The organism is Gammaproteobacteria bacterium, assembly GCA_037388465.1.
Taxonomy (GTDB): Bacteria; Pseudomonadota; Gammaproteobacteria; order SpSt-1174; family SpSt-1174; genus JARRKE01.
Window position 1 is genome coordinate 1 of sequence record JARRKE010000068.1, and the last position, 10,881, is coordinate 10,881.

A 10,881-nucleotide genomic window follows, 5' to 3' on the forward strand; every position below is an offset into this window, starting at 1 on the left:
GAATTCTTTCATTTCGCCTGCACCTCCGAGGACATCAACAACCTCGCCTACGCGCTGATCCTGAGCGAGACCCGCAGCCAGGTGCTGCTCGAGCAGATGGACAACGTCATCGACGCCATCAGCGGGCTGGCCGACCAGTTCGCCGCCATTCCGCTGCTGTCGCGCACCCACGGCCAGCCCGCCTCCCCCACCACGGTGGGCAAGGAACTAGCCAATGTGGCCTACCGCCTCAAACGCCAACGCACCCAGTTCGCCGCGGTGCCGATTCTGGGCAAGATCAATGGCGCGGTGGGCAACTACAACGCGCACATGGTGGCCTACCCGGAAATGGACTGGGAGACCTTTGCGCAGAATTTCGTCACCTCGCTGGGCTTGGCGTGGAACCCCTACACCACTCAGATCGAACCGCACGACTATATCGCCGAGCTGTTCGACGCCCTGGCGCGCTTCAACACCGTGCTGATCGATTTCAGCCGCGACGTGTGGGCGTACATCTCGCGCGGTCACTTCAAGCAGAAAGTGGTGGCCGGCGAAGTCGGTTCGTCCACCATGCCGCACAAGGTGAACCCCATCGATTTCGAAAACGCGGAAGGCAACCTGGGCGTGGCCAACGCCATGCTCGACCACCTGTCGCGCAAGCTGCCCATCTCGCGCCTGCAGCGTGACCTGACCGACTCCACCGTACTGCGCACCCTGGGCGTGGGCCTGGCCCATGCCAGCATCGCCTACCAGTCCCTGATGAAGGGCCTGGGCAAACTGGAAGTGAACGAAGCCAGTCTGATCCACGAACTGGACGGGAACTGGGAGGTGCTGGCCGAACCCATCCAGACGGTGATGCGCCGGTACGGCATCGAGCAACCCTACGAAAAGCTCAAGGCACTGACGCGCGGGCAGCGCATCGACCGCGAGCGCCTGCACGCCTTCATCGACAGCCTGGAACTGCCCGAAGCGGTGCGCGAACAACTCAAGCAGCTCACCCCCGCCAACTACATCGGCAACGCCGAGGCACAGACCCGCAAGCTGCCGCAGTCGTGAAACCCGCCGTTCCCGTCCAACTGCTGGGCGGGCTCAGCCCGCGCGATTTCCTGACGCAGCACTGGCAGCGCGAACCACTGCTGGTGCGCAGCGCCTGGCCGGGAATCGAACAGCTCGATCTGTCGCCCGATGAACTGGCGGGCCTGGCCTGCGAAGAGGAAATCCACAGCCGCATCGTGCTGGAACAGGGCGAAAAAGGTCCGTGGGAACTGCGCACCGGGCCGTTCCTCGAATCCGACTTTGCCACCCTGCCCGAAACCCGCTGGACGCTGCTGGTCAGCGACGTGGAAAAACACGTCCCCGAACTGCGCGTGCTGATCGAACCCTTTCGCTTCATCCCCGACTGGCGCATCGACGACCTGATGATCAGCTATGCACCGGTGGGCGGTTCCGTCGGCCCGCACACGGACCAGTACGATGTCTTCCTGTTGCAGCTTGCCGGGCGCCGACGCTGGCAGATCGCCCGCGACGGCGACTCCGACGACACCCTGCCCGGCACCGAGCTGAGCATCCTGCGTCATTTCAATGCCGAACAGGAATGGGTGCTGGGACCGGGCGACATGCTCTACCTGCCACCCGGCGTGGCGCACCATGGCGTATCCGAGGACGATGACTGCCTGACCGCCTCCATCGGCTTTCGCGCACCGTCGCAACAGGAACTGATCTCCGGCTGGCTGGAAACGCTGATGGACGATCCGGCGTTGGCACGCCGCTTCGGGGATGCCGGGCGACCACCGGCCGACGAACCGGGTGAGATCGACGCCCAAAGTCTCGACAGGATGATCGCGTTCATGCAGACGGTGCTGGACAAGGGGCGCGAACAACTGCCGACCTGGCTCGGGGCTTATCTCACCGAACCGGCGCTGACCTGGCATGCCGACTTCGAACCGGGCGAGCTCGACGAGGACGCCGTCCGCGCATCGCTGGTGGATGCGAACACGCGTCTGATCCGTCATCCCGCCGCCCGCTTCGCCTTCCGGCAGACGCCGGACGGCAAGATGAATTTCTTCGCCAACGGCAGGGTATGGACCCTGCCCGATTCCCATCGATCACGCATCGCCACGCTTTGCCGCGATTACGCCTACGATGCCGGGCTCTGGCAGGGCGATGCGCTGATGTGCGACCTGTTGGTCGACCTGTTCCGCTATGGCGCACTCGATGTCGAAGAATGAGGCACCGCCCTTCACGATTCGCACCGTAACCTGGCAGGACGCAGGTTCGGTTTTGCGTACGATCCGCGAACGGGTGTTCATGCAGGAACAGGGCGTCCCGCCCGAACTGGAATGGGACGGCCTGGATGAGGATTGCATGCATGCCCTCGCCGAAGTCGGCGAAGAATCCGTGGGTTGCGCACGGCTGCTGCGGGACGGGCACATCGGCCGCATGGCGGTGCTGCCTACGTGGCGCGGACACGGCATCGGACAGGCGTTGCTCGAACACCTTATCCGGATCGCGAGGCAACAGGGACACGTTCGTGTCTGGCTGGACGCGCAGGTCCATGCCATCGGCTTTTATGAAAAGGCCGGCTTCACGGTCTGCAGCGATGAGTTCATGGATGCCGGCATCCCGCACCGACGTATGGCGCTCGCCCTCACGTAAACAGGTTTCACCATGCCCGATGCCGGGCACTTCGAACGACAATGCCTGCGGAAAAGACTCACAAAAACGGGCGACGATAGCGGACCTGAGTCATTCGTCTGACCAAAAAAGTTTCATTTTTGTGACATTCAAAAAATCGCTGTTAGAATCCGCCTCATTAGCACTGCCCAAATGTCGACATGGACACACTGACATCTCTTAAAGAGGCGTTCGAAAACAATCGAATCGGCGAGGGGGACCTGGAGATCCCGCTAAGCGACACGGCGGAGAACCGCTATGCCTCCCAGCAGATCATGACGCAGGCACGGCGCAGCATGTTAATCGTCAGCCGCCAGCTCGACCCCTTGCTGTACGATACGGAAGAATTCGTCCAGGCTGCTTCCGACTTCGCCCGCCGCAACCGCTATACCCGCATCTACATCCTGATCCGGGATAACAGCGCCATCCTGCGTGACGGCCATCGTCTCATCACCCTCGCACAGCGGATCAGCAGCCACATCCAGGTTCGCCTGATGCACGAGAACTACGGCCAGTACAACCAGGCGTTCATGGTTGCCGACAAACGCGGCATCCTGATCCGCCCCAAGGCGGACCAGATGACCGGGCGGGTCATCTTCAACGATCCGCGCCTGGGCTCCAGCCTGGAAGAGGTGTTCATGGAAATGTGGGAAAGCAGCCTGCCGGACCCGAACCTGCGCCGACTGATGATTTAAAGGCTGGTGAGGGGTAAGGAGAAAAGCGTGAGGAGTGAGACGTGAAGCGTAAGGAGAACAAGCGAATATCCCCCTGCCCACCCGATGTCGCCAAAAAACGATACGGTGCTTTCCCTGGCTGCCTCACACCTGACACCTGACGCCTCACTCGTATGCATAGCGCACTGCGCATCGTCTTCCTTCTTGTCGCGCTGACAGGTCTCCTGCCGGCGCACGCCGACGAGATCTATACCATCGACCTGCACCACCGCCGCGCCGAAGAAATCATGCCTGTCATCCGGCCGCTGCTGTCGCCTCAGGACGCCCTGAGCGGGCGCGGCAACGTGCTGATCCTGCGCAGCAGTGATGCCACCTACCAACGCGTGCTGTCTCTGGTCAACAAACTCGACAGCAAGGTGCAAAGCCTCATCGTCTCCGTAAGCCGGCTGAGCGACATTCAGCGCCAACGCCAGGCCATCGGCGCGCAGGGCAATATCGAGCTGGGGCCCGATGCCAACGTACGCATCGGCGAACGCGACGAACCGGGCGTGCAGATTCAGGCCGGCGCAAGCCGGCATCGTCAATCGGAAACCGGCGAACAAACCGTGCGGGTTATCGAAGGACAGCCGGCCTTCATCGCCATCGGCCAGACCGTGCCCTACACGCAATACAGCTACGGGCAGCAAACCGTCACCGAACGTCCGGTCAACCGGGGCTTCAGCGTCGTGGCGCATGTACACGGACAGCAGGTGCAGGTCGCCATCTCGCCCATCCACGAACGCCTGCAGCGCGGCGGCACCATCGCGCACGAGTCCGCGCAAACTGTCGTCAGCGGCAGGCTGGGCGAATGGATACCGATCGCCGGCAGTTCGGAATCCACGTCGAACTCATCGCGCGGCACCCTCAGCGCCGGCAGCAGCTCGGGCAACCAGCTGCTGGATTACGCGGTGAAGGTGGAAGTGGCGCACTAAACACGCCAGACGACACGGCCTACTTCATCCTGGAAGGCAGCTTGATCGTCTCGCCGGCAACCATGAACGTGCCGTACCCGCGATGGTGCAACGTCTTCGGCTCTTTCACGGACGGGTCGCTCCAGGCCTTCACCACTTCCAGCACGAAAAAGCTGTAGCGGTTCACCATGCGCGTGTCGATGACGCGGCATTCCAGGTTGGCGTAACACTCGACAATCAGCGGCGCCTCGACCAGCGAGGCGTTTTTGGGCGTCAGCCCGAAGGTCGCGAACTTGTCGATTTCGCGTCCGGTGGTGTTTCCGCACTCTACCACCTGCTCCGCCAACTCGACCGTGGGAATATTGATCACGCAGGCCCTGGTCTTGCGCACGGCGGTGAAACTGTAATCCATGTCGCTGACCACACAACCCACGATCGGTGGCTCGAAATCCATCATCGTATGCCACGACATGGTCATGATGTTCAGCTCTCCCTTGTGCGCGGTCGTCAGCAACACCACGGGACCGGGTTCGAGCAGCGCATAAACCTTGGATAACGCCAAGCTGCGTTTAGCCATGACACTCACCTCCAGTTCGATTGCAGGCTTGAGCCATCACCCTGCGGCGGGTTCGTCCGGTGGCGTTGTATCAATATCCTCATACGCCTCGGGCCGGAATCGTGGACTGCACACGGCGAGAAAAATCAGATCGCTTTCACCGACATTGGCAATGCGCTGGCGGCAGGCCGGCGGTATCAACACCACGTCGCCGGGACCCACCTCCTGCGGTGGCAGGTCGCCGATCTCGACGCGGCCGCGGCCTTCGAGAATCACATACCGCTCGGTGGTGCCCGACAACCGATGCCAGCGGGTGGTCACGCCGGGCTCGACGCGTGCCCGGGCGATGGAGACATCCGGATCGTCGGACGTATTGGACAGCTCGTTGATGTAGCACTGCTCGGATGTATGGAACTCCAAACTCGGATCAAATTTTTTGATTTGTTCTTTCATTCCCAAATACGGTTAATCAGTAGAATCGCACAATAAACTTACTTAAGCGATATCCCACTTCTGCATTTCTGCATTCCATACGTAACCATATTCACGCTTAATAGTTTTCCCAAATAGCCTATAACTGTAGCCGACCCTAAAATTATATTTAGCTAGATTATCGACTACGTGTTTAGGGATCCCATTGGACATAAAATATCGCATTGTTGGAAAATCCCTAACTCTCTCATCTCTGGGTTGAAGATTAATATTTGAAGAAAACAACCCAGGTATCTCTATTGTCTCATTCTCATTTATCAGCTTGGCGAAGAGATGGAGATCAGCGCACTCAACGTCTCCCAAGTTCCTATAATTAATTCTTGTTTGATGAACTAATTCTCCAGACTCAATGAGTGTAGCTTGCGCATTATCTACAAAAATAAGAAGCTTTGGACTCTGAGACTACCTGAATACTTCTAGATTAATTAAGTATCCATAGACGACAAACGTTGCTGAAACCAGAGCACCTGCAGCAGTCCATACTCCGATCACCAAACCAATATAGTCTTTTGTTTCTAAACATAAAGCATGCATCCAAATAGTCAGCGCTATTACGACAATCAATAATATCGCTGAAATAGCGATAGGCACTCTCATTAGTTAGCCCCAGGCTTGTTTCAGCCGCTCACGGTTCAGCGCAGCCCACTGCAGGGCGATGATGGCCATGGCATTGTCGATCAGGCCGGAGCGCAGACGCTCCAGCGCTTCGTCCAGCGACATGACGTGGACGCGGATGTCCTCATGCTCGTGCGCCAGGCCGTGAATGCCCCCTGCCCCCTCGGAATCGACCCTGGCTGCATACAGGGTGATACGCTCGTTGGAACCGCCGGGGCTGGAGTAGTAATCATGAATATGGATGAGTTCGCCGAGCTCCAGGCCGGCCTCTTCCTGCGACTCGCGGCGCACGACCTCTTCCGGACTTTCGCCGGGATCGATCAGCCCGGCGACGACCTCCATCAGCCAGGGGCCTTTGGATGATTCCATGGCGCCGACGCGGAACTGTTCGATCAGCACCACCCGGTCGCGCTGCGGGTCGTAGGGCAGGACCCCGGCCGCATGACCGCGGTCGATGAGTTCGCGCGTCATGACGTCGCTGGTACCGCCGGCGAAGAGCTGGTGTCTCAGGTGGTAACGGTAGAGGTTGTAAAACCCTTCGTAGAGGGTGTCGCGGTCCAGTTCTTCCCATCTCATCCGTATTCACCTCCGGGCGTGTGACGCCAAAACTGAGTATAATGCTCGGGTATGTCCTCTATGCTTCAGGAATTGCAGACACTGATCGGCCGCAAGGTCGTGGTCGACGACGTGCCCTGCGAACTTATCGAGGTGCTCAGCGAAGGCCCGGCCATCGTGCTGCTCAAGCTGAGCGGCGACAAGATCATCCAGCACGATCAGTACGGCGACGCCCGCCGCCGCGTCACCCAGACCTACACCATCCCCGTGTACAGCGAGGTCGATTCAGGCCTGCACCCGGTGCTGCGCACCCTGCTCACGCCGGAAGAAACCGGCCGCTTGCACAACCTCGCCTTCGGCTCAGTCCGTGAGGAGTAAGGCGTGAGGGGTGAGGAGTAAGAAGCACACCCTCAGCACCCAGCACTTTGACGCCTTACGCCTTACGCCTCACTCATCATCCCGCGCGAGCAACAACGCTTCCACCGTCGCCACGTCATCCGGCGTATCCACGCCATGACCGGGCTGTTCCTCGGCCACGCCGACATGGATTTTCGCGCCGTACCAGAGCGCGCGCAGTTGTTCGAGCCGCTCGATGGTTTCGAGCTCGCAGGCCTCCTGCCGGGCGTACTCCTTCAGATAACCGACGCGATAGGCGTAAAGACCGATGTGACGGTAGCAGGCGTGATGCACGCCCTCGTTTTCCACGTCCATGGGGTCGCGCTCCCAGGGAATCGGGGCACGGGAGAAATACAGGGCGAATTCGTTAGCGTCGCGCACGACCTTGACGATATGCGGATCGAGCAGTTGCCCCGCCGTGGTAATCGGTGCGCACAGGGTGGAAATGCTGGCGGCGGGATGCGCCGCCAGGTTGATCGCGACCTGGGCGACGATAACCGGCGGCGTGAGCGGCTCGTCGCCCTGCAGGTTGACGACGATGTCGTCGTCACCCCAGGCGAGCAGATCGGCCACCTCCGCAATACGGTCGCTGCCCGAGGCGTGGTCCGACGAGGTCAACACGACACGGGCCCCGAAGGACTCGGCCGTGGCGCGCACGCGCTCGTCGTCGGTGGCGATCACCACCTCCTCCGCACCGCTTTCCTGCGCACGCAAATACACGTGCTCCAGCATGGTCTTGCCGGCAAGGGGAATCAGCGGTTTGCCGGGCAGGCGGGTCGACGCAAAGCGCGCCGGGATGGCGACGCGAAAACTCACTTGTAGCTTTCGACTTCTTCGTCCGTCAGGGTGCGCGCCTCTTCCTCGAGCATGACGGGAATACCGTCGCGAATCGGATAGGCCAGACGCGCTGACTTGGAAATGAGCTCCTGCTTGTCCTTGTCGTAGATCAAAGGACCCTTGGTGACGGGACAAACGAGGATGTCCAACAGGCGTTTATCCACGTTTCAATCTCCTCAAACGGGTGATGAGTTGTTTGGCGAAGGCGCGGTCGGGCACGGCGGCGATGGGCAGGTACCAGTGATTGGAGCCGGCGAATTCGCGGCATTTCACCGCGTCCTTCTCGGTCATGATCAGGGGTACTTCATCATCGAAGCGCACGTCGTTCAAGGTGTAACGATGATGATCGGGGAAGGGATGACCGACCACCTCGATGCCGTTGGCGCTCAGCATGTCGAAAAACCGCTGCGGGTTACCGATGCCGGCAATGGCGTTGACCTTTTGATGCCGGAAGGCGCCCAGCGACTGGGTCACGCTCGGATCGCGCAGGTTGACGACGGTGTCGCCGGTCAGCCCCATGACGAATTCGCCGTTGCCGGCACGCCCGGTCACCACCACGAAGTCGACCTCCTTCAAACGGCGGGGCGACTCGCGCAGCGGGCCGGCGGGCAGGCAGAAGCCGTTGCCGAAACGCCGCTTGCTGTCGATCATGGCGATCTCGATGTCGCGCGCCATTGCGTAATGCTGCAGCCCGTCGTCCGAAACGATCACGTTGCAGCCGAATTTCTTGACCAGCATGCGCCCTGCCTTGTTGCGCTTGGGGCCGACGGCCAGTGGTACGCCGGTACGGTGGGCGATCATCACCGGTTCGTCACCGACCAGTTCGGGATCGCTCTTGCCGGTGACCATGCGCGGCCATTTCTTCGCCTTGCCGCCGTAACCGCGGCTGATAATGCCCGGCTTGTAGCCATTGGCCTTCAGGAGATGGGCGAGCCAGATGACCATCGGCGACTTGCCGGTGCCGCCCACGGTGAGGTTGCCGACCACGATCACCGGCGCCGGGATGCGCGGCCAGATGCTGTTGCGCAGTTCGTAGAATTTGCGGCGCACCAGCGCCACCAGGCAGAACAGCCAGGAAACGGGCAGCAGCACGAAGGACAGGACGTTTTTCCGGTACCAGTAATCTTCTAAGTTAATCACCAGTCGAAAACCCTTTGTAAGAATTCCCTGCTCACCGACTCGACGCGGCGGCGTTCGTCCCAGAACCTTCTTCGGCAGGCATCGCCGATCTGCCGCGCCAGTATAGGCGAGTCGTGATACACCGCCCAACGACTGATAAGCGCTTCCACCGAATCATCGGTGACGGGCACCGATTCCGGCAATACCACGCCCTCGGCGACCGGCGCGGTGGTATCCAGAGCCGAACCGCCCGCCAGGGCCTGCCAGAGCACCTCGCCGGCGGCCTGCTGCAGATGCACGGCGGTGGCCGCGCTCGCCAGCGCTCCCAGCCAGCGTGCGTCATCCACCCACACGACGTGGCCCGCCGGTAATGCGGTGCGGTCCCAGGCGCTGATTCTTAAATCGGCCACGGCCGCCTCGCCATCATCGCCATGCAGCGAGATAAAGAGCAAGCCGTCCTGCGCCAGTTCGCTGGCGCGCCACACTGCGGCAATGAATGCCGCCTGCGCCGCAGGTCCGTGCCACCACCACAGATGACGCTCGCCCTGTGCGGCCAGGGACTTCAATGTGGTGTCGGCATGCGCCTCGACGAACTGGCAACGGGTATCCGCCGCCGGCGCCACATAGGCGCCCTGCCCGGCCGTTTGCCAGCGCGCTTCCTGGGCCGCATCGCGCGGATAGGCCGCCTCGACGGCCACGCTTCCCGGTTCGGTGTGAAACGCCAGCAGATGCCTGCCCTGTGCGCGCGCCAGTTCCGCGAGCCGTTCGGGGAATTCGGTGTCGACCAGGATAATGGCGAAGGGATCGAGCCGCTTCAGTACCCGGTTCACCACGCGGGGGCGGTCGCAGGGCCCGTAGCCCAGACCGATCTTGCGCATGCCGCTCACCCGCGGTTCGATGATCTCCGGATAGTCGTTCTCGAAGGTCAGCACCAGTCGCACATCGAGACGCTTCTGGCGTATCGCCCCCATCAGTTCCACGCCCAGACGCACCGACTGCATGCTGCCTCCCGCCTTGAGCCAGATGATCTTACCGCTGTCGTGCGGTTGGCGCAGATAGCCCTGGCGTGCATTGGCGCGCGCATGATTGCGGCGCAGGCGATCACGCAGACCGGCACGCCAGACCGGCAGCCGCCGGCTGCCGTAGCCGTCGGGATCAGGCTTCCTGCGGCTCATGGAACTGCATCTGGTAGAGCGTCGCGTACTGGCCGCCCTGCGCGAGCAGTTCAGCATGGCGCCCGATTTCGATGATCCGCCCCTCGCGCATCACCACGATCCGGTCGGCGTTCTCCACCGTCGACAGACGGTGGGCGATGACCAGGGTGGTGCGGTTGCGGGTGAGGTTGTCGAGCGCGGCCTGGATATGCCGCTCGGCCTCGGTATCCAGTGCCGAGGTCGCCTCGTCGAGAATCAGAATCGGCGCGTCCTTGAGGATCGCCCGGGCAATGGCGAGGCGCTGGCGTTGGCCGCCGGAAAGCAGCACGCCGTTCTCGCCCACCATGGTGTTGAGCCCTTCGGGCAGTTGCCCGATGAATTCCCAGGCGTGCGCCGCGCGCGCCGCCTCGACGATCGCCGCTTCGGAAACCCCGCCTTCCATGCCGTAGGCGATGTTGTTGGCGATGGTATCGTTGAACAGCGTCACGTGCTGGCCGACGTAGGCGATCTGCGCACGCAGGCTTTCCAGCTTCAGTGTCTTGACCGGAATCCCGTCCAGCAGAATGCCGCCGTCCGTCACTTCGTAAAAGCGCGGCAGCAGATTGACCAGCGTGGTCTTTCCGCTGCCGGAACGCCCGACGAGGGCGACGGTTTCGCCCGGCTCCACGGTAAGGTCGATGTCCTTGAGCACATCGCCCTTTTCGTCGCTGTAGCGGAAGTTGATATCGCGAAATTCGATACGGCCTTTGGCGCGCTCGATACGCTCGGTACCGGTATCCGCTTCCGGCGTGGCGTCCAGCAGGGCGAAGATGGTCTCGCCCGCCGCGATGCCCTTTTGCAGGGTGGGATTGATCTGCGCCAGCCGGCGCAGCGGCTCCATC

14 protein-coding genes are annotated in these 10,881 nt (G+C 61.5%); 6 read left to right on the plus strand and 8 right to left on the minus strand.

Going from position 1 to position 10,881, the window contains the following annotated elements; all coding sequences use genetic code 11:
- The 5 genes from purB to P8Y64_11465 all read left to right on the plus strand — a co-directional run.
- A partial coding sequence (purB, locus tag P8Y64_11445) for an adenylosuccinate lyase (protein MEJ2061078.1) occupies nucleotides 1-1,035 on the plus strand: 1,035 nt, incomplete at its 5' end.
- Entirely contained in the window at nucleotides 1,032-2,207 is a 1,176-nt protein-coding gene (locus tag P8Y64_11450) for a cupin domain-containing protein (protein ID MEJ2061079.1), read from the plus strand. The genes purB and P8Y64_11450, both read left to right, overlap by 4 nt.
- A complete protein-coding gene (locus tag P8Y64_11455) occupies nucleotides 2,194-2,634 on the plus strand; it encodes a GNAT family N-acetyltransferase (protein MEJ2061080.1) in 441 nt (146 codons plus the stop codon). Before P8Y64_11450 ends, P8Y64_11455 begins: the two co-directional genes overlap by 14 nt.
- Nucleotides 2,635-2,813: 179 nt before the next feature.
- Complete coding sequence (locus P8Y64_11460; protein ID MEJ2061081.1) at nucleotides 2,814-3,347, plus strand: hypothetical protein; 534 nt, start codon at nucleotides 2,814-2,816, stop codon at nucleotides 3,345-3,347.
- A 152-nt stretch (nucleotides 3,348-3,499) separates the two neighbouring features.
- Nucleotides 3,500-4,297, plus strand: coding sequence for a hypothetical protein (locus P8Y64_11465; protein MEJ2061082.1), 798 nt, complete (start codon nucleotides 3,500-3,502; stop codon nucleotides 4,295-4,297).
- A gap of 19 nt (nucleotides 4,298-4,316) precedes the next feature.
- Here the strand turns inward: P8Y64_11465 and P8Y64_11470 are convergent, their stop codons facing one another.
- From P8Y64_11470 to P8Y64_11480, 3 genes are all read right to left on the minus strand, one after another.
- Nucleotides 4,317-4,853 carry a flavin reductase family protein gene (locus tag P8Y64_11470; protein ID MEJ2061083.1) on the minus strand — a complete coding sequence of 179 codons (537 nt, stop codon included), beginning with the start codon at nucleotides 4,851-4,853 and terminating at the stop codon, nucleotides 4,317-4,319.
- A gap of 36 nt (nucleotides 4,854-4,889) precedes the next feature.
- On the minus strand, nucleotides 4,890-5,285 hold the full coding sequence (locus tag P8Y64_11475) for a cupin domain-containing protein (protein ID MEJ2061084.1): 396 nt from the start codon (nucleotides 5,283-5,285) through the stop codon (nucleotides 4,890-4,892).
- 639 nt (nucleotides 5,286-5,924) lie between these two features.
- Complete coding sequence (locus P8Y64_11480; GenBank protein MEJ2061085.1) at nucleotides 5,925-6,515, minus strand: NUDIX domain-containing protein; 591 nt, start codon at nucleotides 6,513-6,515, stop codon at nucleotides 5,925-5,927.
- Between the two features lie 51 nt (nucleotides 6,516-6,566).
- Here P8Y64_11480 and P8Y64_11485 point away from each other — a divergent pair, with 51 nt between their 5' ends.
- Nucleotides 6,567-6,872: a hypothetical protein gene (locus P8Y64_11485; protein ID MEJ2061086.1), complete on the plus strand. Its 306-nt coding sequence runs from the start codon at nucleotides 6,567-6,569 to the stop codon at nucleotides 6,870-6,872.
- A 69-nt stretch (nucleotides 6,873-6,941) separates the two neighbouring features.
- On the opposite strand, the gene kdsB is transcribed toward P8Y64_11485, so the two are convergent.
- From kdsB to P8Y64_11510, 5 genes are all read right to left on the minus strand, one after another.
- Nucleotides 6,942-7,706 carry a 3-deoxy-manno-octulosonate cytidylyltransferase gene (gene kdsB / locus P8Y64_11490; GenBank protein MEJ2061087.1) on the minus strand — a complete coding sequence of 255 codons (765 nt, stop codon included), beginning with the start codon at nucleotides 7,704-7,706 and terminating at the stop codon, nucleotides 6,942-6,944.
- A complete protein-coding gene (locus P8Y64_11495) occupies nucleotides 7,703-7,891 on the minus strand; it encodes a Trm112 family protein (GenBank protein ID MEJ2061088.1) in 189 nt (62 codons plus the stop codon). The genes kdsB and P8Y64_11495 overlap by 4 nt, the downstream gene beginning before the upstream one ends.
- Nucleotides 7,884-8,867 carry a tetraacyldisaccharide 4'-kinase gene (gene lpxK, locus P8Y64_11500; GenBank protein ID MEJ2061089.1) on the minus strand — a complete coding sequence of 328 codons (984 nt, stop codon included), beginning with the start codon at nucleotides 8,865-8,867 and terminating at the stop codon, nucleotides 7,884-7,886. Before lpxK ends, P8Y64_11495 begins: the two co-directional genes overlap by 8 nt.
- Nucleotides 8,864-10,021 (minus strand): glycosyltransferase N-terminal domain-containing protein, encoded by a 1,158-nt coding sequence (locus P8Y64_11505; protein MEJ2061090.1) that lies wholly within the window; start codon nucleotides 10,019-10,021, stop codon nucleotides 8,864-8,866. The genes lpxK and P8Y64_11505 overlap by 4 nt, the downstream gene beginning before the upstream one ends.
- Nucleotides 10,002-10,881, minus strand: an 880-nt coding sequence (locus tag P8Y64_11510; GenBank protein MEJ2061091.1) for an ATP-binding cassette domain-containing protein, incomplete at its 5' end; no start/stop codon positions are given. The genes P8Y64_11510 and P8Y64_11505, both read right to left, overlap by 20 nt.